The organism is Brevibacillus choshinensis (assembly GCF_016811915.1).
Lineage (GTDB): Bacteria > Bacillota > Bacilli > Brevibacillales > Brevibacillaceae > Brevibacillus > Brevibacillus choshinensis_A.
The window spans coordinates 2,831,071-2,855,361 of sequence record NZ_CP069127.1; the positions used below are offsets into that span (position 1 = coordinate 2,831,071).

General features: G+C 50.1%; 26 protein-coding genes. 24 read left to right on the forward strand and 2 right to left on the reverse strand.

Annotated features, from left to right (window positions below; all coding sequences use genetic code 11):
* The first annotated feature begins 2 nt into the window (after nucleotides 1-2).
* The 8 genes from JNE38_RS14330 (at nucleotide 3) to JNE38_RS14365 (ending at nucleotide 8,750) form a co-directional block, all read left to right on the forward strand.
* Nucleotides 3-995: an ABC transporter ATP-binding protein gene (locus JNE38_RS14330; protein WP_203357161.1), complete on the forward strand. Its 993-nt coding sequence runs from the start codon at nucleotides 3-5 to the stop codon at nucleotides 993-995.
* A complete protein-coding gene (locus JNE38_RS14335; protein ID WP_203357162.1) occupies nucleotides 988-1,947 on the forward strand; it encodes an ABC transporter ATP-binding protein in 960 nt (319 codons plus the stop codon). Before JNE38_RS14330 ends, JNE38_RS14335 begins: the two co-directional genes overlap by 8 nt.
* Nucleotides 1,948-1,980: 33 nt before the next feature.
* Complete coding sequence (locus JNE38_RS14340; RefSeq protein ID WP_203357163.1) at nucleotides 1,981-3,183, forward strand: ROK family transcriptional regulator; 1,203 nt, start codon at nucleotides 1,981-1,983, stop codon at nucleotides 3,181-3,183.
* A gap of 39 nt (nucleotides 3,184-3,222) precedes the next feature.
* Nucleotides 3,223-4,149 (forward strand): Gfo/Idh/MocA family protein, encoded by a 927-nt coding sequence (locus JNE38_RS14345; RefSeq protein ID WP_203357164.1) that lies wholly within the window; start codon nucleotides 3,223-3,225, stop codon nucleotides 4,147-4,149.
* Nucleotides 4,146-5,138, forward strand: coding sequence for a Gfo/Idh/MocA family protein (locus JNE38_RS14350; protein ID WP_203357165.1), 993 nt, complete (start codon nucleotides 4,146-4,148; stop codon nucleotides 5,136-5,138). Before JNE38_RS14345 ends, JNE38_RS14350 begins: the two co-directional genes overlap by 4 nt.
* Before the next feature lie 106 nt (nucleotides 5,139-5,244).
* Nucleotides 5,245-6,117: a sugar phosphate isomerase/epimerase family protein gene (locus JNE38_RS14355; RefSeq protein WP_203357560.1), complete on the forward strand. Its 873-nt coding sequence runs from the start codon at nucleotides 5,245-5,247 to the stop codon at nucleotides 6,115-6,117.
* A gap of 101 nt (nucleotides 6,118-6,218) precedes the next feature.
* Entirely contained in the window at nucleotides 6,219-7,418 is a 1,200-nt protein-coding gene (locus tag JNE38_RS14360; RefSeq protein WP_203357561.1) for an MFS transporter, read from the forward strand.
* A gap of 126 nt (nucleotides 7,419-7,544) precedes the next feature.
* The gene (locus tag JNE38_RS14365; RefSeq protein ID WP_203357166.1) at nucleotides 7,545-8,750 is read left to right on the forward strand and encodes an ROK family transcriptional regulator; all 1,206 of its coding nucleotides are present in this window, start codon (nucleotides 7,545-7,547) and stop codon (nucleotides 8,748-8,750) included.
* 181 nt (nucleotides 8,751-8,931) lie between these two features.
* Here the strand turns inward: JNE38_RS14365 and JNE38_RS14370 are convergent, their stop codons facing one another.
* Complete coding sequence (locus JNE38_RS14370) at nucleotides 8,932-9,603, reverse strand: GntR family transcriptional regulator (protein WP_238933728.1); 672 nt, start codon at nucleotides 9,601-9,603, stop codon at nucleotides 8,932-8,934.
* Nucleotides 9,604-9,845: 242 nt separating this feature from the next.
* On the opposite strand from JNE38_RS14370, the gene dpaL reads away from it, so the two are divergent.
* The 14 genes from dpaL (at nucleotide 9,846) to JNE38_RS14435 (ending at nucleotide 20,500) form a co-directional block, all read left to right on the forward strand.
* Nucleotides 9,846-11,072: a diaminopropionate ammonia-lyase gene (dpaL, locus tag JNE38_RS14375; RefSeq protein ID WP_203357168.1), complete on the forward strand. Its 1,227-nt coding sequence runs from the start codon at nucleotides 9,846-9,848 to the stop codon at nucleotides 11,070-11,072.
* Between the two features lie 49 nt (nucleotides 11,073-11,121).
* A complete protein-coding gene (locus JNE38_RS14380; RefSeq protein WP_203357169.1) occupies nucleotides 11,122-12,378 on the forward strand; it encodes a Zn-dependent hydrolase in 1,257 nt (418 codons plus the stop codon).
* 189 nt (nucleotides 12,379-12,567) lie between these two features.
* Entirely contained in the window at nucleotides 12,568-12,894 is a 327-nt protein-coding gene (locus JNE38_RS30945) for a type III PLP-dependent enzyme domain-containing protein (RefSeq protein WP_275296707.1), read from the forward strand.
* Between the two features lie 5 nt (nucleotides 12,895-12,899).
* Nucleotides 12,900-13,082 (forward strand): hypothetical protein, encoded by a 183-nt coding sequence (locus JNE38_RS30950; protein WP_275296708.1) that lies wholly within the window; start codon nucleotides 12,900-12,902, stop codon nucleotides 13,080-13,082.
* A gap of 19 nt (nucleotides 13,083-13,101) precedes the next feature.
* Entirely contained in the window at nucleotides 13,102-13,728 is a 627-nt protein-coding gene (locus tag JNE38_RS14390) for a ParB N-terminal domain-containing protein (RefSeq protein WP_203357170.1), read from the forward strand.
* 275 nt (nucleotides 13,729-14,003) lie between these two features.
* Nucleotides 14,004-14,546: a helix-turn-helix domain-containing protein gene (locus JNE38_RS14395; protein WP_203357171.1), complete on the forward strand. Its 543-nt coding sequence runs from the start codon at nucleotides 14,004-14,006 to the stop codon at nucleotides 14,544-14,546.
* A 49-nt stretch (nucleotides 14,547-14,595) separates the two neighbouring features.
* Nucleotides 14,596-14,964 carry an acyl-CoA thioesterase gene (locus tag JNE38_RS14400; protein WP_238933658.1) on the forward strand — a complete coding sequence of 123 codons (369 nt, stop codon included), beginning with the start codon at nucleotides 14,596-14,598 and terminating at the stop codon, nucleotides 14,962-14,964.
* Nucleotides 14,965-15,123: 159 nt separating this feature from the next.
* Nucleotides 15,124-15,558 carry a MerR family transcriptional regulator gene (locus JNE38_RS14405; RefSeq protein WP_203357172.1) on the forward strand — a complete coding sequence of 145 codons (435 nt, stop codon included), beginning with the start codon at nucleotides 15,124-15,126 and terminating at the stop codon, nucleotides 15,556-15,558.
* A 69-nt stretch (nucleotides 15,559-15,627) separates the two neighbouring features.
* Nucleotides 15,628-16,800, forward strand: coding sequence for an MFS transporter (locus tag JNE38_RS14410; RefSeq protein ID WP_428993727.1), 1,173 nt, complete (start codon nucleotides 15,628-15,630; stop codon nucleotides 16,798-16,800).
* Nucleotides 16,801-16,908: 108 nt separating this feature from the next.
* Nucleotides 16,909-17,229, forward strand: a complete 321-nt coding sequence (locus JNE38_RS14415) for an ArsR/SmtB family transcription factor (protein ID WP_203357174.1) — start codon at nucleotides 16,909-16,911, stop codon at nucleotides 17,227-17,229.
* Nucleotides 17,219-17,674: an SRPBCC family protein gene (locus tag JNE38_RS14420; protein ID WP_203357175.1), complete on the forward strand. Its 456-nt coding sequence runs from the start codon at nucleotides 17,219-17,221 to the stop codon at nucleotides 17,672-17,674. Before JNE38_RS14415 ends, JNE38_RS14420 begins: the two co-directional genes overlap by 11 nt.
* A 30-nt stretch (nucleotides 17,675-17,704) precedes the next feature.
* A complete protein-coding gene (locus JNE38_RS14425) occupies nucleotides 17,705-18,178 on the forward strand; it encodes an SRPBCC family protein (RefSeq protein ID WP_203357176.1) in 474 nt (157 codons plus the stop codon).
* Between the two features lie 4 nt (nucleotides 18,179-18,182).
* Nucleotides 18,183-18,617 (forward strand): SRPBCC family protein, encoded by a 435-nt coding sequence (locus tag JNE38_RS14430; RefSeq protein WP_203357177.1) that lies wholly within the window; start codon nucleotides 18,183-18,185, stop codon nucleotides 18,615-18,617.
* Between the two features lie 215 nt (nucleotides 18,618-18,832).
* Nucleotides 18,833-20,500: a flavin-containing monooxygenase gene (locus JNE38_RS14435; protein ID WP_203357178.1), complete on the forward strand. Its 1,668-nt coding sequence runs from the start codon at nucleotides 18,833-18,835 to the stop codon at nucleotides 20,498-20,500.
* 141 nt (nucleotides 20,501-20,641) lie between these two features.
* Here JNE38_RS14435 and JNE38_RS14440 read toward each other — a convergent pair whose 3' ends face one another.
* Nucleotides 20,642-22,054: a sigma-54 interaction domain-containing protein gene (locus tag JNE38_RS14440; RefSeq protein WP_203357179.1), complete on the reverse strand. Its 1,413-nt coding sequence runs from the start codon at nucleotides 22,052-22,054 to the stop codon at nucleotides 20,642-20,644.
* 182 nt (nucleotides 22,055-22,236) lie between these two features.
* Between JNE38_RS14440 and pdhA the strand changes: the two genes are divergently transcribed.
* Both pdhA and JNE38_RS14450 read left to right on the forward strand, forming a co-directional pair.
* Nucleotides 22,237-23,304, forward strand: coding sequence for a pyruvate dehydrogenase (acetyl-transferring) E1 component subunit alpha (pdhA, locus tag JNE38_RS14445; protein WP_203357180.1), 1,068 nt, complete (start codon nucleotides 22,237-22,239; stop codon nucleotides 23,302-23,304).
* Nucleotides 23,301-24,284, forward strand: coding sequence for an alpha-ketoacid dehydrogenase subunit beta (locus JNE38_RS14450; protein WP_203357181.1), 984 nt, complete (start codon nucleotides 23,301-23,303; stop codon nucleotides 24,282-24,284). The genes pdhA and JNE38_RS14450 overlap by 4 nt, the downstream gene beginning before the upstream one ends.
* The last annotated feature ends 7 nt before the right edge of the window (nucleotides 24,285-24,291 follow it).

Genomic DNA, 24,291 nt, shown 5'->3' on the forward strand with positions numbered 1-24,291 from the left:
AGATGAGTGAAAACATCATCGAAGTAAAGCATCTGCAAACGCAATTTACGAGAGATAACAAAAAGACAGTCGTCCTGGACAATGTCAGCTTTCACATAAAAAAAGGGGAAGTGCTCGGGCTTGTCGGGGAATCAGGCTGTGGAAAGAGCGTAACCTCCCTTTCGATCATGCGCCTGTTTAAAGATACGACTGGGGAAATCACGAACGGGGAAATCAAGTACAACGGAACGAATCTTTTGTCCATCTCGGAAAGCAGTATGCGCGGAATTCGGGGGAAAGAGATTGCTATGATTTTCCAGGAGCCGATGACATCTCTCAATCCCGTGATGAAAATCGGTGAGCAGCTTATGGAATCCATTCGTCTGCATCTCGGCTATTCTGACAAACAGGCGAGAGAGCACGCGGTGAATATGCTGACCAAGGTAGGAATTCCGAGACCACAAGAGATCATGAGCGAATATCCGCACCAATTGTCCGGCGGGATGAGACAACGGATCATGATCGCGATGGCCATGTCGTGTCGACCGAATCTGCTGATTGCAGATGAGCCTACAACCGCACTGGATGTCACGATCCAGGCGCAAATCCTCGATGTGATGAAGCAGCTCCAAGCGGAAGAGCATATGTCGATGCTCTTGATCACGCACGACTTGGGCGTCGTGGCGGAGATGTGCAATCGCGTGGTTGTCATGTACGCAGGCCGAGTGGTGGAAGAAGCGTCTGTGTACGATTTATTCGATGACCCGAAACATCCTTATACAAAGGGCTTGATCGGTTCGGTTCCAAAACTGGGTCAAAAACGTTCCAGGCTCGATTCGGTCCCGGGCAATGTACCAAATCCGAACCAGATGCCAAAAGGCTGCAAATTTGCCCCGCGGTGCAAGGAGGTCATGCCTGTTTGCTGGGAGGCAGAACCGGGCATTACAGCCTCAGGTCCAGAACGCTTCTGCCGCTGCTGGCTCTATCGTGAAGAAAGTAGGGATGTGCATGTCTAAGTCACTAGTGGTTGTAGACGGGATCAAAAAAACCTTTCCGATAGACAGTGGATTTTTGGGCAGCAAAAAAAGCGTGAAGGCAGTCAATCACGTCTCCTTTGAAATCAAGGAAGGCGAGACATTCAGCCTGGTCGGGGAGAGTGGATGCGGCAAGTCTACTACGGGACGTTTGGTGACGAGGCTGCTGACCCCCGATGAGGGAAAAATCTGGATCAATCAGGAAGAAATCTCAAAGATGAATGAAAACCGGCTGCGGGAAGTGCGTAAGCAAGTGCAAATGATTTTTCAGGACCCGTATGCTTCGCTCAACCCGAGAATGAAAATTCGTGAAGTCGTAGGGGAGCCACTCGTCATCCATACAAACCTATCTACAGCGGAAAGAGAAAAGATCGTAGCTGAAATGCTGGAAGTGGTCGGGTTAAATAGCTACCATGCGGACAAATTCGCCCATGAATTCAGCGGTGGACAAAGGCAGAGGATCGGCATCGCGCGTGCCCTCATTTTAAAGCCGAAATTAATCGTGGCGGATGAACCCGTGTCTGCGCTGGATGTATCCATTCAGTCGCAAATTTTGAATCTGCTCAAAGATTTGCAGGAAGAGTTTCACCTGACGTACTTGTTTATTTCCCATGACTTGAGTGTGGTGGAGCATATCAGCGATAAAATCGGCGTGATGTATCTGGGCTCTCTGGTAGAATCGGGACCGAAAGAATCCATTTTTGCAAATCCCCAGCATCCGTATACCAAGGCACTGCTCTCCTCTGTTCCAATTCCCGACCCGCGAGCAAAAAGGGAGCGTATCCTGCAAGGGGATGTGCCGAGTCCGGTTAACCCGCCATCAGGCTGTCTATTTCATACTCGCTGTCCGTACAGCATGGATATATGCAAGACCACTGTCCCTCGCTTGCGGGAAACAGCAGAACAAGGTCATTTCGCGGCCTGCCACTTATGAGCAGTGAATAGCCAAGGAAAAAGGAAGGGTACCATGCGCAGGACGGGTGATTTAAAGCTAATTCAAGAGTTGAATCGATCCATCATACTAGACACGATCCGTCATTATGGACCTATCTCCCGAAGCGAAATTGCGAAACGGCACAAACTGAGTCCTACAACCGTTACGTCGGCAGTCGGTGAACTGATTCGCGACTCGCTCGTCAGTGAAGTTGGAACAGGGACATCAAAGGGAGGACGAAAGCCGATCCTGCTGCAGTTCTCGCCCGACAGCCATTTTTTAATCGGGATATCGATAAGTGGGTCTAAAATAACGATTGCGGAAATGAACCTGGAAGCAAAGGTCCGCAAAAAAGAAGTTTATGCGATTAAGTCCTATCAAGGTGATCGTGTCATCACGTACTTGCTGGAAATCATGGAGAAGTTCTTTTCGCCCTATGAAAGCTTGGAGAACTGCGTCGGCATTTCCATCGTTACGCAGGGAATCGTGGATTCTCAAAATGGGGTCATTCGCTATAATCCAAAGCTGAAATTAAAGGACATCCCGGTGAAAGAGATCGTAGAAAGCCGTTTTCCTATCAAAACCTGGCTCGACAACGACACGAATGCCTATTTGCTTGCGGAAAAGAACATCGGTGATTTCTGCCATTTCCAAAACATGCTATACGTAACGATCGGGGATGGTTTGGGGTCCAGTATCCTGGTAAACGGCTCTATCTATCGGGGATATGCTGGAGGAGCCGGAGAGTTTGGACATACCACGATCGATCGCACGGGTGTTCGCTGTGATTGCGGAAATATCGGATGTCTCGAGAATTATGTTAGTTGGCCAGCGATTTACGCCAAGCTCTTGTCCGCACTTGCCAAAGGAAAGCAAAGCTCTATTTTTGAGCTGGCCGGAAATGACGTCAATCGAATTTCCGCGACTGTTTTTCGGCAAGCACTGGAGCAAAACGATCCGCTTGCCGAGGGAATTTTAGAAGAAATAGCTTCTTATTTGGCGTCAGGTTTGGTCAATCTCGTCCACCTCTTTAATCCGGAGGCCATCATTCTCGGCGGAGAAATAGCGTTTGATAATAAACTGCTCGTTTCTAAAGTAACGCAATATGTCCATGAATACGCCCATGGCATTTTAACCGAGGGGCTTGCAATCTGTCTGAACTCGCTTGGAGAAGATGTGGAAGTGGTAGGAGCGGCAGCGGTCGTGCTGCAGGATACGTTTCAATTTTCTTTATAGCACAAAAAGCTAGAAGGTCACTGGAGGTGGGAAAGCCACATGTGGAGAGTAGCCATTGCGGATACGACTGGTGGGAGCGGGCAAGAATCAGTTTGGTCGAGCGAGAAAGAGGTAGAGATGGTAGGAGTGGTAGACAGCATAGATGGATTGCGAGAACTGCTAAGTGAACAAGAGATAGATGTGGTAGACATCGCATCGACAGTGACGGCACCTGAGAAATGGATCCAGCTGGCTGCCGATGCCAAAAAGCATGTGATTTGTGATGCAGATGGGCAGATCGGCTTCGAATCGATTCGCGAACTGGAAGCGGTATGTGCGAAACAAAGTACACTGCTGCTGATGGCAAATACACTTCGTTTTTCACCGGAGTATGTACAGGCTCGCGAGCACATCTTGCAGGGAGCGATAGGCAAGCCAGGTGTGATCCGGATGCGAAGAAGCACACCGGTTACGGCAAAAGGTTGCATCTTTGACATTTTGGGTACAGACGTATTCGATTGGCTGCGGTGGACTTTCGGTGATGTTTCGCGTGTCATGGCCAGGCTTGTCGAGCATACGGACGAAGCCGGTCAAGGAATCCAATATGCACTGGTTGTCCTGAGACATGTCGATGGAACGATTGCTCATGTCGAGCTGTCCTGGACAGAGGAGGAGCGCTCATCCTTTGAATTGACGGGTGATTCCGGCATGATGCAGCACGACAGTCACGAGAGTCAGCCGATCCTATGGCAAATGAGCGGGAAGCAGCCACAAACGGAATATGGTATCAACCGTTTGGCTGATGTAGCCCACTCCGATCGTTTGCGAAGCCGCAGAGCGCATTTTATTCGAGTTTTATCCAAACAAGAGACGCTCCGCATGGCTCCAGAAGATGTGTTTCATGCTCGAAAAATCGCCCAGGCTGCACGACAATCATCTGAGTCGGGGCAGCCGGTCCAGCTCATAGATGGAGGTAGCTCCAGATGAAAGTAGGGATCATCAGTTTTGCTCATATGCACGCCCATAGCTACGCCGCTTATTTGCAAAAGCACCCGGACGTTCAATTCACTGCCATCTGGGATAACGATGAGGAGCGGGGGAGTGCGGCAGCAGCAGCCTATCAGGTCGAGTATCATCGCGATCTGCGAGAATTTTTGCAGACAGATGTGGAGGCGGTCATTGTCTGCTCGGAAAATGCCAGGCACAAAGAGCATGTGATTGCTGCTGCCAAAGCCAAAAAGCAGATTTTATGTGAAAAGCCCATTGCGACAGAAGTGAAGGACGCCGAAGAGATGATCCGCACCTGCAGGGAAGAAGGGGTCATTTTGCAAATCGCCTATCCTGTGCGGTTTTCACCGGTGATGGAACAAGTGAAGCAGCTGATTGAGTCCCGGGCAATCGGAGAGATTCTGGCGATCAACGGAACGAATCACGGGCAGATGCCTGGCGGATGGTTCATTGATAAAGAGCTCTCCGGTGGCGGAGCTGCTACCGACCACATCGTGCATGTGATGGATCTCGTCCGCTGGCTGCTGAAGGATGAGGGGAAGAGTGTTTACGCCGAGCTGGATACCCGGTTTTACGACATTGAGGTGGAGGATTGTGGAATCGTTTCACTGGAAATGGAGTCTGGTGTGATTGTGACCATCGACCCGAGCTGGTCCAGACCGAAATCATTCCCTACCTGGGGCGATGTGACCATGCATATCGTAGGGACCAAAGGCACGCTGTGGGTCGATGTGTTTAAGCAGCATGCCCTCTACTACAATGATCGAGGCAATAGGCTGCAGTATCTCCCGTGGGCAAAGGATATGGATGAAGGACTCATTGCGGATTTCGTTTCGTGCGTGCAAGAAGGAAGACCTCCGTCTATACCGGGAGAGGATGGGCTGCGCACGCTTGAAATCGTCAAAGCAGCCTACGAATCGAATCGCTGCAGGCAGGCTGTCATGATCGACAAGGTGACCTTGTCCTGATTGTCATGCTTGGGAAGGAGGGATGGAACCGAACGAGAATGACGAACAGAGCCGGCCGGATGACACGAAACCAAATGATAACGATAAAAAAGAAGAGGTGGATCTCATGAAAATCGGATTGAGCACATATAGTTTGCTGACCGCAATCAGAGCGGGAGAGATGGATGTACTGGATGTCGTGCAATGGATTGCCGATCATGGTGGCGAGCATATGGAAATCGTACCTTATGGCTTCACACTGGTCGACAATTATGAGCTGGCTGACGCCGTTCGGGACAAAGCCAAGGCGGTGGGGATTGAGCTGTCTAACTACTCGATGCCGACAAACTTCATCCAGGAAACAGAAGAAGCCTTCGAGGCAGAGGTTGCGCGTGTAAAAACGCATGTGGATCTCATTAACCGGATGGGCATCAAGCATATGCGTCACGATGTATCCGCTTTTACGGTTCCAGTGGAGCAAACGACGATCGAATATTTTGAGAACAACCTCGAAATGATGGTCGAGGGCAGCAGGCAAATTGCAGACTACGCAGCGCAATTCGGTATTACAACGACGATTGAAAACCATGGCTGGCTGGTCCAAGCAAGTGATCGCGTACAGCGCGTATTGCAAGCGGTCAATCGCCCGAATTTCAAAACAACCGTAGATATTGGAAACTTTATGTGCGTGGATGAAGACTCGCTGGTTGGTGTGAAGAAAAATTTACCTTACGCTTCGCTCGTTCATTTCAAAGATTTTTATTTCCGTCCCTATTACCAAGAGCCAGGTGGCGGAAAATGGTTTAAGACCGTCAACGGCAATTACTTGCGTGGAGCCATCGTCGGACAAGGGGATATCCCTATTCGCGAAGTTGTCAAGCTGGTGAAGCAGTCTGGCTACGACAGCTATATTACAGTGGAATTCGAAGGAATGGAAGACTGCCGGGAAGGGTCTAAAATCGGTATGGAGAACTTGCGGCGTTTCTGGGAAGAAGCGTAGCGAGCGAATGGGGAGAAGCATTGCGATCTGCATCGTGATGCTTCCTTCTGTTTCCGTTTGGAAAATGCCATTGTTTGCAGGAAAGAAGGTTTGTCATGGCCATGTCGTTCTCCTGGAAAAGAAATCTCGTGGTCCTGTGGATCGGTGTATTTTTCTGTAGTACCGCTTACTCGCTGTCGATCCCTTTTTTGCCACTTTTTATGTACAACACGCTTGGGGTTCACGAGCATTTGGAGGCATGGTCGGGGATCGCTTTTGGGATTACCTTTTTGACAGGTGCATTCATCGCTCCGTTTTGGGGCTCCCTCGCGGATCGATACGGACGCAAGATGATGATGATTCGGGCAGGGTACTGTCTTGTACTGATTTACTTCCTTTACTATCTGGTTACGGACCCATACGTGTTTTTAGGTGTGCGCATGCTGGAAGGTCTTTTGGCTGGTTTTGTACCTTCTGCCATTGCGCTGGTTGCGACCAATACTCCCGAAGAGAACGCAGGCTACGCGCTGGGGATCATGGCGACAAGCGGTGCGACAGGTGGAATTATCGGACCATTGATTGGAGGTGTAGTCAGCCATTTGTGGGGCAATCGGGAGGCTTTTCTTTTTTCCTCTTGCCTTGTTCTGGTTGCTGCCCTGATCGCTACCTTCTTCGTCCGTGAAGTTCATGTCAAGATGAAGCAGCGATCGAAAGTCCGGGACGATTTGCGATTGGCGATGTTGAACCGTCGTTTCATGATCGTTCTTGGGATCAGCATGATGGTGACCGTATCCGTTATGCTGCTGGAGCCGCTTCTGACCGTATATGTTTTGCAGCTAGGGGCTGCCGAACAGGATGCTTCTCTTAGCTCCGGTATCATTTTTTCTGCGATTGGCATCGCGACAGTCTTGGCTGCCCCGCGTTGGGGGAGAGTAGGAAGTAAAATTGGCTACACCAAGGTTTTGTTCTTCGGGCTGGTAGGCGGAGGAGTCGGAAGTGTGCTGCAATCCTTTTTTACCAATCTGTACGGCTTTGGCATTCTGCGGTTTTTGTACGGCTTGTTTTTCGCTGCCGTTTATCCGGCAATCAATGCACTGATTGTGAAAGTGATTGAGCCTGATTTTCGCGGGAGAGCTTTCGGACTGAACCAGTCTGCCATCCAGATTGCCAATATGATCGGACCGGTGCTTGGCGGTTTTCTCGGAGGCATGCTTTCCACCCGGTTCATTTTTATCGTAAACGGCGCAGCGCTTCTGCTGACGGCACTGTATATCAAGTACCAAGGGCTGGATGAGACAGCGGTTCACCAATCTTCCAGATAGCAGCCATCCGAGAGAAACGGGTGGTTGTTTTCTGTGCCGTTGACGAACGCTGGACGGACGGGTAGTGTATGGATTACATAGGTAAAAAGATACACTGGAAAGTCATAGGTAAGAGGGGTAGCAGCTATGAAAAAAATCGTGAAACAGGATCAGGACGTAACCAAACAGCATAACAAGCAGATGATACTAGACATTATAAAAAAACAGCGGCCTATTTCCCGAGCCGAAATTACGAAAATCACCAAAATGAGTGCAACGTCGATCGGCAGGTTTGTGAGTGAGCTATGCGAGGAAGGGGTCATTCGCGAAACGGACCTGACATCTTCCGGTCTGGGCAGGAAAGCCATCATGCTGGATATTGAGCCAGGAGCGATCTACTCGATTGGTGTCGATATCGAAAAAAAGCGAATCAGCTTTGGATTGATGGATTTTAGTGAAACGGTGACGGTATACCACCGGGTAGACCATCAGGCGCAAAAATCCACACCTGAGGAGACGGCTGACCTGATATGCAGGGAAATACGCGCGATGATCGAGGAACAAAACATTCCCTATGAAAAAGTGATCGGGATCGGAATTGGAATCCCAGGTGTCATTAATTATGAACAGGGCATTGTCCAGCTCTCGGGAACGTTAGGCTGGAATAACGTAGCGTTCGCCAACATGATTGAAGCAGAGCTGCAGATCAGAACAGTGATCGATAACGACCTGAAAGTAAAAATTCTCTCGGAGTATCTGTACGGCTCCGCGAAAGGATCAAACAAGACCGCACTGATTGGAATCGGCACCGGGATTGGTTCTGCGCTCATCATAAATGGGGAGGTCTTCCGGGGTGGCTCCAATAGCGCCGGAGAGCTTGGACATACGACGCTTGATCCAAACGGCAACCTATGCGATTGCGGAAAGCGCGGCTGCCTGCAGACCTATGTCGATGAGAACTCGTTGATTCAGGAAGCGCGACGTGTAAGTGATATATCGGATGTTCGCCAAGTATATGCAGCCGCGAGAAACAACGAGCGCTGGGCAAAAGAGATCGTCTGGCGCACAGCCTTGTACATTGGCATTACGATTAACAACATCGTTTGCATGTACAATCCAGATACCGTCATTTTAAGCGGTGATTTGGTAGAGCATTACAGGGAAATTATTGACTTGGTTGAAGAACATAGCGAGCAAGTCATTTGGGAGCCTTTTCGGGGCAAATTCAAGGTGATTCCATCAGAGTTGAGGGGAGATGCGATTGTCATGGGAGCAGGTGCTTTAGCGATGCAGCATTTCGGCCCCTTAGCGAGCAGGTTGGTAGAGAGGGAAATGATTGAAAGATTGCATTAAAACCTATTTATACAAATAACCCTGAACTGGAGAAGTCCAGCAATCGCAAAAAAACACATGGCATGCGCTCCTATACCGCCCGTAGGGTGGGAAGGGGCGCATGCCATTTTTTTTGCCTAAAAAAGAAAGCTTTCCTCTTCCGGATAAGATCCACCGGAAGCGTAATGCAAGATTTGCTCTTTCAGTTTCTACTCTCTGATTCCATATTGGACAAGCGGCGTTGAAAACTCTCCTGCCAGTTGGCTTCTATTTGATCGGCAGCAGCTTCAAAGTTTTTTTCTTTTAACGAAAGAATGATTTTTTTATGTTCCTCAACGGATTGTTCTGCCCCCGAAATACCGTTGAAGTAGGTGATTTCATAACGGCGCAGCTTTTTTTTCAATCCATCCAGCACATGAATCAGTTCTTCATTTTCCGATAAATGGATAATCACTTGGTGAAAGCGCGCATCATGGTGCTGGGCACCAAGCGCATCCCCTTGCTGGAGGGCACGATCCAGTTCTTCATTAATCGCTTCCAATTCCTTGATATGCACTGTCTCAATATTCTCTTTGGCGAAAGAAACAGCAAGCTTCTCCAGCGTCCAGATGATCGGATACAGGCGATGAGCCTGGTTTATATCTACAGGAGCAACTTGTGTCCAGCTATTCGCTTTGCTTTGAATCATTCCTTCTTCTTCCAGCCTCAACAGGGCTTCACGAATAGGTGTGCGGCTGGCCCCCAACAATTCCGCCAAATCCTGATCTTTTAATCGGTCACCCGGTTTTAATACGCCGCTAATAATCCATTCTTGAATCTGATGGTATACTTGCTCGCGAATAGATGAGCGCTTCACTTTTTTGGCATGCTCCACTAGCAAATGATACGCCTCCTCCTAATTACTGTCTGCATGTAATATATCACGTGCAATTTGTAGATTTCAACATAGGCCATACGAAGTTGACATCGATTCATAGCGTTAGGTAGAATGTAATATATCACATACTACATTATTCTGCATTCTCTTCTTGCAGCGTTATTTCAATCAAAATGACAAAGGAGGCCGAGTCGAAACAATAGCCAACTTGGATTGCATGGATGACAGGGGGAACGAAAATGACAGGCAGCACTCCATTCAGCTACATCGTTAATAAACAAGCCCGTAAATGGGAAACCGAACACATATCCGTACCTTTTCTGGACGTGGAAGTGATTGGGAAGGTCAGAAGCTTTCACAAGAGTTTTATGGAATACCAGGTGACGCCTTTGCACAGTTTGAAAGCATTATCAAGTGAGCTGAACGTTCAGAATATATGGATAAAGGACGAGTCTTACCGATTTGGCCTCAATGCTTTTAAAGTATTGGGCGGCTCCTATGCGGTTGGAAAATACGTAGCACATAAACTGGGAATCGATATTTCGGATCTTACATTTGAGATTTTGAAGTCGAGTGAAATGAAAGAGAGACTTGGCAGCATTACCTTTGTTACCGCTACAGACGGAAACCACGGCAGAGGGATTGCCTGGGCGGCGAAGCAGTTGGGACAAAAATCAGTCGTGTTCATGCCCAAAGGCTCTTCCGAAAATCGGTTGAACCATATTCGAAAAGAAGGTGCCACGGCTTCGATCACCGAGCTGAACTATGACGATTCTGTCAGGATGGCCAAGAAATATGCTGACGAGAATAACGGCGTATTCATACAGGACAGCTCATGGGAGGGCTATGAAGAGATCCCCACCTGGATCATGCAAGGATACTGTACGCTCATTGACGAGACGTTTGAACAGTTGCAAGCAGAGGGAGAGGAATGGCCGACACATGTGTTTTTGCAAGCCGGCGTGGGCTCCTTTGCAGGAAGCATACTTGGATATTTACTAACGAGACTTGGAAAAAACAGGCCGATCACCATCATCGTAGAACCAAATGAAGCAGCATGTATTTTCAAATCCGTTGAAATCAATGACGGAAAACCTCATGCTGTAACCGGTTTTATGCCAACTATCATGGCTGGCCTAGCGTGCGGAGAACCGAGCACTGTGGCTTGGGGGCTTTTAAGAGATTATGCCGATATGTATATTTCCTGTCCGGATTATGTATCGGCAAAAGCCATGCGGATGCTAGCCAACCCATTGCCAGGAGATCCCCGTGTCATTTCCGGAGAATCGGGCGCAGTAGGATTAGGTGTGCTCAGTCTTATTCGGGAAGGAAAAGCAATGGACCAACTAGCTGCACAGCTCCAAATGAACGAAGATTCACGAATTCTAATCATTAGTACAGAAGGCGACACAGATCCCGAGGGATACAGAAAAATCGTATGGGACGGTATGCATCCGTCCGCATAGCTGGGTTCCATGCCAACCCAGCCATTCATGTGAAAAGGGGAAATGTGAAATGGCTTACGATTCTTCCATCATTTCGATCGATGCTGCACGATTATTGGATAGAATTGAGCAGCTAGGGCAGATTGGCCGTGACGGAGGAGACAGACTCGTCAGACTGGCGGGTTCAGACGAGGACAAGCGGGGCCGTGATGCTCTCGTTTCCTGGATGAAGGAGGCGAATTTGGAGGTAGCGGTAGACAAAATCGGCAATATTTTTGGTATCTGGCGAGCTTCCAGTGAAGATGATCAAGCTCCTGTCATGGTAGGATCGCACATTGATACGGTCATCGATGCGGGAGTGTACGACGGGTGCTATGGTGTGCTCTCCGGTATCGAGGTCATTCAGACGTTGCAGGCAGCTGGCTTTGTTCCGTCTCGCCCGATCGTCGTCGCAGCATTCACAAATGAAGAAGGTGTGCGCTATACACCCGACATGATGGGGTCGCTCGTGTATGCTGGCGGTCTGTCTGTAGAGGAGGCGCTCTCCTCAGTCGGTACCGATGGCTCCGTGCTAGGAGAGGAATTGGAACGTATCGGCTATGCAGGTTGTGAGGAGCCAGGGTTTTTGAAACCACATGCGTATGTCGAGCTTCACATTGAACAAGGCCCCGTCCTAGAAAAAGAGGGAATACAGATAGGTGCGGTGGAGAACCTTCAAGGTATTTCGTGGCAGCGGATTACGATAGAAGGTGTAGCAAACCATGCCGGAACGACACCGATATCCATGCGCTCAGATGCGGGATACGCTGCGTCACGAGTCATTTCATTCCTGCGCGACAGGGCGACGAGTTCACAGACGCCTACTGTAGCAACGGTTGGCTGTATCAGCTTTGAGCCGAATGCAGTCAATATCATCCCGTCTCGCGCCATATTCACGGTTGATCTGCGTGATCCCAACGAACATAGCTTGCAGGCTGAGGAAGCGGCACTCGCTGCCTTTCTCACAGATCTTGCCGCTGCGGAAGGGGTGAAGATCGCCACAGAACGCATGGCTCGTTTTGAACCTGTCACCTTTGATGCAACTATCGTCAAAATAGTGGAAGCAGCATCCGAGCAGCGCGGATTGACCTCCAAGCGGATGACGTCCGGTGCCGGACATGATGCTCAAATGATCGCACGCATATGCCCGGCAGCCATGATTTTCGTACCGAGCATCGGGGGAATAAGCCACAACCCTCGCGAATTTACATCAGGACCGGATCTGGTAGCCGGAGCAAATGTATTGTTAGATGTGATCAGCAATCTTGCAAGCGACCATGAAAAATAGGTAAGTGGTGGATTGCTAGGCAGTAACAATCAATGCAGTTGAAACGAAATCCCGGTACAAAACTCAATGACCTCGCTAAAAACAGCGGTCAGACGAAGACTTTTCTTTCACGTCTTCGTCTGACCGTTTTTTGTTTATCTTGTTACCTATCAACGGCTATTTCGAATCTATAACCCTGGTAGAAATGACGTGAATCTCGCCTACGCTGATCTGGAAAAGCAATTTGATTGGGATTTGTTTGCGCGAGGATTGTCATCCGTGATAGAAACCAAAGTCCCACCCGGTCTGCATATTTTGTTTGAATGCGGCAGATATTTGACCGCATCCTGCGGCTATTATGCAGCTGAAGTGTTGGATATCAAAGAAAATCACGGAAAGACCTACGCCATCATTCGCGGGGGAACCCACCATTTTCGTCTGCCTTCGTCTTGGCAGCACAGCCACCCTTTTACAGTCATCCATACAGATAAGTGGAAGTACCCATTTTCACGACGTGAGGCTCGGGATGAATTGTAACCGTAGTGGGCCAGCTGTGCACGCCGAAAGATGTGTTGGCTGCCGATGTTTATGTGCCCAGGCTGCGGGTGGGGGATATCATCTGCTTTTTGTATGCCGGAGCCTACGGATGGGCGATTTCTCATTACGACTTCCTCAGCCACCCCCATCCGGAGCAGGTATATTTGAAAGAAGTGCGCATTCCCTAGGTGAGGAGGAGTACGAATATTGAAGCAAGTTTTATCTTCCATACAAGTCATCGAAAGCAGCCGAGTTTGCTTGCACGAAGACCATGAACCATCCAGGTTGAAAGATACCTGCAAAGCCATTCTGGAGCAGGGCGTACTTCTTCACCCACCCTTGGCCAAGCGCATGGAGGACGGAAGGTACCTCATTTTAGACGGCGCTCATCGGACGGCAGCCATGCGTGAAATCGGGTGCCACTGGTTGCCAGTACAGGTCGTAAATCAAGAACACTTCCAAGTGGAGGCATGGGATCATCTGGTCCCGATGGGGAGCTGGCTCAATGGTTTGCTGCACGATCCCTCCATCTGGTCGCAGCAGGAAAAGCTGGATCGGCCGTATGTTGCGCAAGTGATCTATCCGAATGGGAAGCGATTCTATCTGTATGCGCTGGAAAGCCAGGAAGAGCCCGACTACCTACTGCGGCTGTGGCATCGAATGGTGGCTTCCTATAACAGCAAGTACCGTGTGCACCGCGTCCCGAAAGGCAAGGAGCAGCTGCCGACCGAAGGAATGGTCCTCCTGCGGTATCCGTCTTGCACCATGGATGCGATCGAACAAATCGTGTTGTCTGGGCAAGTCACATGCCAGCAGGTGTCACCCGTTTTCTGATCAGCGGACGATTACTGAATTTAAAGATTCCTCTTTCCCTGCTGTTCCCTACCCGCTTTGATCATGTGGAGTGGGAGAATCACCTAAGGCATTGGGAAGGCTCCTTGCGGCTCTACGCTGAGGCCGTATATCTCAACGAATAGGCATCACTTCCTCTTTTTTCGCTCTAGCATAACGCTCCCGAATCCCTATCTGATCAGGATAGGGATTAGTTTTTGCCCAAAAGGTGTTAAAATAGGAAGCAGAATGTTGACAGGGAGATGGTGGTAACGGAAATGGATGAAGTGAGCCATAAAATTCGCAGCCTTCGCTTGCAGCAAAATTTGACCTTGAAAGAATTGAGCGAGAAAACGGGATTGTCCGTCAGTTTTCTTTCCCAAGTGGAAAGAGGGGGATCTTCGCTCGCCATCACATCCTTGAAGAAAATTGCAGACGCATTCAATGTGCCCATCACCAATTTCTTTGAGAGCTACAAAAACCAGAACTTCTACGTGAAAAAAACGGATCAGAAGCCTTTCCAAATCGAAAGCTCGAGCTTGCTATACACAAGGTTGGCCGGTGAGTTTTCCGGACGATCGCTGGAGCCGATCCTGGTCGTGATGCCGCCTGGATTAAAACAGGACAACGTTTTCAACCATCCGGGAGAAGAGTTCTTTTACGTCCTGGAAGGCGTCGTCATTTTTAACGTGGATGGCACGGAATATATCGTGAAAGCGGGCGAGTCCATTCACTATCCTTCCCATTTGCCGCACTTCTGGCTGAACCCGCTTGACCATGAAGCGAAAATACTGGGCATAACTACTCCCGTCATTTTTTAAAAACCATTTTATCTGTAGTACTGCTTGAAGGATATAGAGGAGGATTCTCATGCTGCCAAACGCCAAATTCGAGGTGGTGGTTCCAGTCGAAGCTGTCCATGGGGGCCACGTCAACAATGTGAAGTACTTGGAGTTTCTAGAGAATGCCCGCAGACCATGGTATGAGTTCTTCTTCGGCTTGGGCTTTCGCGCGTTCGTGGCGCATTTGGATGTGGAGTACAAAAAAGAAGCCTTTCTCGGTGATCGCCTAGTGATCCATTCGGCTATTGAGCGAGTGGGCAATACGAGCTTCGTGCTTGCACAAACGATTCAAAACCAGAATGAAGAAAATGTACTGAAGGCGAAAGTGACATTTGTAGCGATCAGTGTGGAAACCGGAGAAAAAATGCGAATCCCTGATGAATTGCGCGAAAGCTAAAGCTAAGACATATGGACCTGTGTATGGCGGTAAAGCCGCTCTGCACGGGTTTTCGTGTTACCGGAGCAAATAAACAGGAACACGAAATTAACGTTGACGTAAATGTTATTGTCATGATAATTTTATCCTTATTAACTGGAAAATCAGAGGGGAGATGTCATGAGCATTTACAAAATTGAAGAGGTAGCGAAAGAATGCGGCCTCACGAAGCGTACCATCCGTTATTACGAGGAGATCGGTCTGCTGTTCCCGCCAGAGCGAAGTGAAGGCGGATATCGTTTGTATACCGACCAGCACATCGAGCAGCTCAAGAAGATCATCAGCGCGAGGGACGTCCTCGGCTTTTCGCTGCCGGAACTTTTAGAATTCATTCAAATGAGTGACAGCATCAATAACCAACGGGTGGAGGCCAAGCAGACAGACGATATACCACTCAAGCTGGAGAAAATTGCGGAAATGGAGCAGACGCTGGAAAAGCAGCTGCACATGATCGACCAGAAGCTGGAAAAGCTCACCATGTTTCGAGCTGAACTTACGGATTTGCAGGAGCGAGTCCAGACAGCCAAGAACAAATATAGGGCCATTCAGGAGTGAAACAGGATGTCACGTACAGGAAATGCAGGAGCCAGTGTCAAAGCTGCTCACACCTATGAAGCGGGTCTTTTGCAGCAGCCGCGATCGGTATGGGCGGTATTTTTTGCCGGGATCATTGCGTTTATGGGAATCGGCCTGGTTGACCCGATTCTGCCTGCGATTGCAGAGAAAATGGATGCAACACCCAGTGAAGTGAGCATGCTGTTCACCAGCTATAATGCTGTAATGGCAGTAGCCATGCTGTTCACGGGGATGATTGCTTCCCGATTGGGAATCAAAAAGACGCTGCTCACTGGAATCGTCATCATTGCGTTGTTTTCGTTTTTAGGTGGATTATCCAACCATATTTGGGTGCTCGGCGGATTACGTGGTGGCTGGGGCCTCGGGAACGCCCTCTTCGTGGCAACTGCACTGACAGCCATCGTTTCCTTGTCAAAAAGCGGCGTCACGAAAGCAATCATCCTGTATGAAGCTGCCATCGGACTCGGGATATCCGTAGGGCCGCTGGTAGGTGGGGAGCTGGGAGCCATCTCCTGGCGAGGACCTTTCTTTGGGGTAGCATCTCTCATGGTGATTGCCTTTATCGCCCTCATCATTTTGATGCCGGCGGAAGCGAAAACGAGTACATCGACTAGAGCCAAAACCTCCGTCCTTGATCCGTTCCGCGCCATGAAGCACCGTTCCCTGGTGGTTTTTGGGTTGACAGCATGCCTGTACAACTTTGGCTTTTTCACGCTCATGGCCTACGCTCCATTTGTCATGGGATTGGATGAGCATGGTCTGGGATACGTGTTTCTCGGGTGGGGTGTCCTGCTCGCGATCACTTCCGTATTCATGGCACCAAAGCTCCAGCAACGGTTTGGAACGGTCACGTCCATGTCCGTGATGCTTACTCTTTTCGGGCTCACGCTGCTTGCAATGGGCATTTGGACGAACACTCAGGCGGTTGTGATCGCAGCAGTTATTTTTTCCGGTGCGCTTCTGGGAAACAACAACACCTTGATTACCACAGGCGTCATGAACGCTGCTCCCGTCGAGCGCTCCACTGCTTCAGCGGCGTACAGTTTCTTGCGTTTTATCGGGGGAGCGATTGCCCCTGTCCTAGCAGGGAAATTGGCGGAGTGGTACAACCCCCACGTCCCGTTTATCGTTGGGGCAGGATTCGTCCTCCTGTCAGTCGTATTCGTGACCCTAAACCGTCGTCATGTCCAGCACGTGGACCAAGCGGGCTCAGCCCATTAAACATGGAGTACAAAGATGAAACAGATGGGCACCCGATAAGAGGGTGCTCTTTTTCTGTTTCTGCCTCTGATTTGACATGCAGTCATTTGGTTGCATATAATAAATGTCATGGACAAGGTATTTAAAGCTCTCGCAGATGCAACGCGCAGGCAGTTGCTTGACTTGCTGTTTCAGAAAAACGGTCAGTCCTTGGGCGAGCTGTGCGACCACTTGGAAATGACACGGCAGTCGGTAACCAAGCATCTTCTTATTCTGGAGGAGGCAGAGCTGATTGTGGTGGAATGGCAGGGCAGAAACAAGCTGCACTACTTGAATGCCGCGCCGATCGCCGATATTTACGATCGCTGGATTGGCAAGTACGAGCGGCAGCGAATCGACGCGCTGCGCACTTTGAAAAGGAAATTGGAGGAGGACAACGATGGCAGATAACGCATTTGTGTACGTTTCCTACATCGCAACGACACCGGAAAAGCTCTGGGAGGCTCTGACCAGCAGCGAATTCACCGAGCAATATTTCTTTGGCAGCAAGATCGAGTCTGATTGGAAGGTTGGCTCCAGCATCACGTACTCTCGAGACGGGAAAGTGTCGGATTACGGGACCATTTTGAAATGCGAACCATATCGGGTTCTTTCGTTTACGTGGACGTACGTTGCTGATCGAGCGACGCGCGAGGAGCCGTCACAAGTGACATTTGAGCTCAAACAAATGGGTTCGGCTGTGAAGCTCACTTTGAAGCATGAAAAACTGGTCGCAGCTGATATCGTTGAGAAGGAAGACACCTTCGAAGGGCTGAACAACGGCTGGCCGGCTATCCTGAGCAACCTGAAAAGTCTGTTGGAAACGGGAAAAACTTTGGAGCCGGTCTCCTTGTAAAAACACAATCGAATCGGGGGGCGATACGGCATGACAACACCCATTACGGTACCAGATCTGTCAGAGAGGCCGTTTTCTTTGCAGGTTGAGCGGGAAATGACATTGACTCCCGCGGCGCTTTACCTGGCTTGGACGAGGCAATTTGATCGTTGGTTCGCTGCACCCGGCTCGGTCATCATGCAAGGGGAAGTCGACACAGCCTTCTTTTTCGAAACCGTCTACCAGCCAGACGCTAAGAGTAAGCCCATGCGTCACCCGCATTACGGACGGTTTCTCAGACTGGAACAAGACCGCTTCGTTGAATTGACTTGGGTCACGGGAACAGGCGGTACCAAGGGAACAGAGACTGTAGTAACGATAGAGATCCAAGAGGCTGGGGATGGATCGCGTATTTTTTTGACTCATGCAGGCTTTCCTGATGCAGAATCGAGGGACCAGCATGAGTACGCCTGGCCTATGGTGCTGGAGCAGCTCGAACAAAAACTGGGGAAACGGGAGGGATAGGATCATGAACAACGTGACCAAAATGAAGATCGCAAAGCCTGCACACGACATTTACGAAGCGTTTGTGGACCCTCAAAAGATCGGGAATTTCTGGTTCTCCTCCAGCTCAGAGCGCTGGGAGCCCGGCAAGACGATCACACTGAGATACGACGAGTATAATGCGGAAGGCACCATTCAGGTAGTGGAGGTCGAGGAGGACAAGAAAATCGTCTTTACCTGGGGACCACAGGATGATCCCCACACGGTAACGATCTCGCTGCAGGTGCAGGGCGATTCGCATACCATCGTGGAAGTAACAGAAGAGGGCTTTAACGAGAACGATGAAAATCTCATTCCTGACCTGATTGGCAACAAGGAAGGCTGGGTGTACATGCTGACTTGCTTAAAGGGTTACATGGAAAACGGCATCAATAACTTGCGGGCAGGTCTGTGGAAATAATCGAGGTATGAGCAAAACATGAGAGAAGGAATGCTGAGAAAGATAGCCGCATGGATGTGGCTATCTTTTTTTTGTTTGCCACTTTACCAGGGGGGGTGCTCCCTGATTTAGGGGATATCCCACGCCTTAAAAGGGGTAATATTCACCCTTTTTCCAAAATAATAAAATGGAGATACGAACAAAGGCGTCCATTCGGGGGAGAAGGGGGAAGGAACATGGCATCTGTACCAAAAGCGGACACGACACAAGCGATCCATTTCGATGCTGTGATTGTGGGGGCTGGTTTTTCTGGGTTGTACATGCTCCATCGGCTGCGGGAAGCAGGTCTGTCCACCATGGTTTACGAGGCTGGGGATGGCGTAGGGGGTGTGTGGTACTGGAATCGCTATCCAGGCGCCAGGTGTGATTCGGAAAGCATCTATTATAACTACACGTTTTCGGAAGAACTCTATCAAGAGTGGACTTGGTCATCTCGGTATCCGGGACAGCCGGAAATTCTCCGGTACTTGAATTTCGTTGCGGACAAATTTGATCTGCGGCGCGATATCCAATTCAAGACGCGCGTTGTTTCCGCGCATTATGATGAGGCGACAACCAAATGGCGCATTCAGACGGATGACGGCATAAGTGTATGGGCCACGTATTTCATTTCCGCTGTCGGCTGTCTTTCTGCAGCCAATGTTCCCAAGATCAAAGGAATGGAGAGCTTTCAGGGGAAGTGGTATCACACGGGGAATTGGCCGCATGAAAAGGTGGAGCTCGGCGGCAAGCGTGTAGGAGTGATCGGAACGGGCTCAAGCGGAATCCAGTCCATACCTGTGATCGCAGAAGAAGCTGCGCATCTCACGGTATTCCAACGAACGCCTCAATACAGCTCCCCGGCGAGAAACCACGAGCTGGATGAGGATTATGTACAATCAGCCAAGCAACGTTTTCATGAGATGAAACAAGCGATGCGTGAGTCGGCCATCGGATTTCCCATCAAGCGATCGGAGCGTTCCGCCCTGGAAGTATCCGAGGAAGAGCGAAATCAGGTATACGAGTCGGCCTGGAACAAGGGCGGGTTGATCTTTACCAGCACGTTCCAGGATTTGATGGTAAATGGAGAGGCGAATGAAACGTTGTGCGAGTTCCTCCGAACCAAAATTAAAGAAACCGTCAGAGATGAAAAGGTCGCAGAAATGCTGTTGCCCACCTATTATTTCGCGACCAAGCGTCCCGTTTTGGATACGCGTTACTTCGAGACGTACAATCGGGATAACGTCACATTGATCAACGTGCGAGATGAGCCGATTGTCGAGATCACTCCGAAGGGTTTGCGAACAGAGTCTGCCGAATACGAGTTGGACATTCTAGTTTTTGCAACCGGCTATGATGCGATGACGGGGCCGCTTTTGAAAATGGACATTCGCGGCAAAAACGGACTTGGCCTCAAGGATAAGTGGGCAGAAGGAGCGAAAGTGAAGACGTATTTGGGAATTGCTACGGCAGGTTTTCCCAACATGTTTATGATTACCGGTCCTGAGAGCCCAGCCGTTTTGAGCAACATGCCGGTGTCCATCGAGCAGCACGTCGAATGGATTGCAGACTGCATTCAATATCTCCGCGATCATGGGCTGGTTCAGATCGAACCGAGGACCGAATCGGAGGATGCCTGGAGCAAGCATTGCTGGGATGTCGCCAATTCGACGCTCTTCACCAAAGCCGAATCTTGGTATACGGGGGCGAACATCAAGGAAAAGCCGGTCGGATTCCCCATCTATCTGGGAGGAGTGGGCAATTATCGGCAAATCTGCACAGAGATTGCGGCGAAAGGGTACGAAGGATTCATCTTCCATCCCGCGTCCGAAAGCGGTCAGATAACGTCCACGAAAACAAATTGAACCCTGCGAAGAGCCAAGGAAACGTTCTTGGCTCTTTTCTTGTCACCAGAATGGGAAAGAATCGAATACCAATCGAATGGAGTTTTGTAAAATAAAGCAAAAAGCCCGACGAGTTGAATGATCGGGCTCTTTGGCGTTTCATCACAGTTTGATTCCCAGACTCCGCTTTTTGCGCACCAATGTCGAGATGTTCACTCCCAGCCTGTCAGCGCATTCTTGCATCGTGCCTGTTTCCTGCAAGAGCCGTTGAATGTACTCCCGCTCAAAGCGATCGACTGCTTCCTTCAATGGCAAGGACTGATCCATTTTGGCCAGCTGCAAAGGGAGAGAAGATTGCTGAGACTTGCGAATGGAGGCGGGGAGCTGGTCGATCGTGATTTTTCCGTTTTCACACATGTGGTACGAGCGCTCGACGACGTTTTTCAGCTCGCGGGTATTTCCGGGCCATTCGTATTCCATCAAAGCTTCCAATGCCTCAGGCTCGACCCGCATTTCCTGCTGGTACTTTTTCTCCAGCATTTTTAAAAAGTAAAAAATCAGGGCAGGTATGTCCTCGCGGCGATCTCTCAAAGGCGGTACCGAGATGGAAAGGACATTGAGACGGTAGTAGAGATCCTGCCGGAATTGCTTGCGTTCGACCATCTCTTCGAGGTCGCTGTTGGTGGCGGCGATGATTCGCATGTTGACCTGGCGAGCCGTTTTCCCTCCCAGCCGACGGATCTTGCCGTCCTGCAGGACATTGAGCAGCTTGAACTGAAGCGGAAAGGGCAGATCACCCACTTCGTCGAGGAAGATGGTTCCGCTGTGCGCGAGCTCCAAGAGTCCTTCCTTTGACTGACTAGCCCCAGTAAATGCTCCCTTTTCATACCCGAACAGCTCAGATTCGAGGAGGTGATCGGGGATAGCGCCACAGTTGATCTTGATGAAATCTCCCGTTCTTCCGCTTTTGGCATGAATGTAGCTGGCGAGCACGTCCTTGCCCACACCCGATTCTCCCAGCAGGAGGATCGGTGAGTCATTTCGGGCAAATCGCTGCGCCAAAGAGACGATCCGGTGCATCACGTTGCTTCGATAGATCAGCTGTCCTTCGAAACCCATCTCGTTTTGGATCTGCTCCAACGCCTGCTGAAAGGCAGAATTGATCTGGCGCGTCTCCTCCAGCTCTTGCTGCAGCTGATTCAGCTCCGTAATATCGCGGACGTTTCCTACGACAAACAGGAGCTCCTGATTCTCATCGAGCAAGGGAGTAGCTGTATTGATCGCTTTTCGGCCGTTTGCGTAGTCGATCACCACGCTGTGGATTTGCTTGGTCTGGATGGCACGTGCTGCGGAGGAATCCGGGACCATATGCATTTCTTTTTGCTCGATAAAGCTGTAACGGTTCAATACCTCGGCCGGAACGCCTGTAATATGCAGGTATGCTTCATTATAGAGAAGGACATGGCCATTTTTGTCACAGATGGCAAGCCCGTCGTGGGAAGTATGGAAAATCGTCGTGATCAATTTGACGAGCTCGTCATTGTCGCTGGCTTGAAAGAATTGGGTTTGGTACATAAAAGCCCCCTTGAACCGCTTGTGTAATCGAAATAATCAGAATTGAGCATCGTAGCGCAAAAATGCATATGCAAAATTGATCATTCGCCTATCTCAACAGGATCAATCTGGCGAAAATTCGCTTGGCATGCTACTTGCTGTAGTATTTTGCTGGAATGAATCGGAAAGAGAGGGATGTATCAATGTCTCCATTATATCAGGTATTGACTCCAGAGGGGCAACTGGTGCAAGACATCGCGGGGCTGCCGGACGAAGCCACCATGATCAAGATGCTGGAAAATATGCTTCTGGTCCGTTTGTTTGACCGTAAATCGATCAACCTGCAGCGCCAGGGACGCATGGGCACCTATGCCCCATTTGAAGGGCAGGAAGCATCGCAGGTAGGCAGTGCTATGGCGCTCGCACCAGGTGACTGGCTGTTCCCGACGTATCGGGATCACGCCGCAGCGATTGTCCACGGCCAATCCATGATGAGGGTGTTCCTGTACTGGATGGGACACATGGAAGGTAGCATCAGTCCTAAAAATTTGAATATCATGCCTCCGTGCGTGCCGATCGCGACCCAAATGGTGCATGCCGTAGGGACTGCATGGGCGAGCAAGCTCCAAAACGAAAAGCATGTGAGCCTCGCGTACTTTGGGGACGGTGCGACCTCTGAAGGCGACTTCCATGAAGCCCTGAATTTTGCAGGTGTATTTAAGACTCCGACCGTCTTTTTCTGCCAAAACAATGGGTTCGCCATCAGTGTCCCATTTGAGCAGCAATCTGCTTCCAAGACAATCGCTCAGCGCGCAGCCGCCTATGATATTCCAGGCGTGCGAATCGATGGAAACGATATCTTCGCCGTTTGGCTCACGATGAAAAATGCAATCGAGCGTGCACATGCAGGTGAAGGACCAACGCTGATCGAGGCGATGACGTACCGATACGGCGCCCATACCACAGCGGATGATCCGAAAAAATACAGGGATCAGGATAGACTGTCGGAAGAATGGCGACAAGAGCGAGACCCCATCCAACGACTTCGCGTGTATTTGGAAAAGCAAGGCCTCTGGAACGAAGAAAAAGAAAGCGATTTCATTGCGGGAGCAGGCGTGAAAATTGATGCGGCTCTGGCTGAGGCAGAGAGCTATCCGAAATCACGTCCGGAAGATATGTTCAAGCACGTCTACGCAGAGCCTACCTGGATGGCTTCGGAACAGGAAAAAGAGCTCGTGAAGCCAGCCAAGCAGGAGGGTATCCCGGCATGAAGCGAAAACTGACCATGATTCAAGCCATTACAGAAGCCATGGATCAAAAAATGGCGGAAGATTCACGCGTCATGCTCATGGGTGAGGACGTGGGAGTGAATGGCGGCGTGTTCCGTGCTACGGAGAACCTGCTTCAGAAATATGGCGCGAACCGTGTCGTGGATACGCCGCTGGCTGAGGCAGGCATCATCGGGGCTGCCATCGGGCTAGCCATGAACGGGCTATTGCCGGTTGTGGAAATTCAGTTCCTGGCTTTTATTTATCCAGGCTTCGAACAGATTGTGTCCCACGCTGCGCGGATGCGTTATCGGACACGGGGCCAATACCATGTGCCGATGGTCATTCGCACGCCATACGGTGCCGGCATTCGGGGGCCTGAGCTTCACTCGGAGAGCGTAGAGTCGTTTTTTGCTCACGTTCCTGGATTGAAAGTAGTCGCGCCAAGCAATCCCTACGACGCAAAAGGGCTCCTGATCGCTGCGATGGAAGATCCAGACCCGGTCATTTTTCTGGAGCCTACGAAGCTGTACCGGGCATTTAAGGAAGAGGTTCCGGAAGAGATGTATCGTGTACCGATCGGCAAGGCAAAGGTTGTACGGGAAGGAACGGATCTCTCTATCTTTGCCTGGGGGGCCATGCTCCGTGTAGCAGATGAGGCAGCCAAACAGATCGAGCGTGAGCAAGGCGTCAGCTGTGAGGTAGTGGACCTGCGCACGATTTACCCATTGGATCGGGATGCCATCGTTCAATCCGTGAAAAAGACAGGTCGTGCGATTGTGGTTCATGAGGCGCACAAGACAGCGGGCATGGGTGCAGAGATTATCTCGATCATCAATGATGAAGCCTTGATATACCTGAAGGCACCTGTGAAACGGATTACGGGATTTGATGTCCCTGTTCCACAGTTCAGCATTGAAGATGACTACCTGCCAACACCAGGCCGTGTGATGAGCGGAATTATGGAAACGGTTACGTACTAGAGAAGGA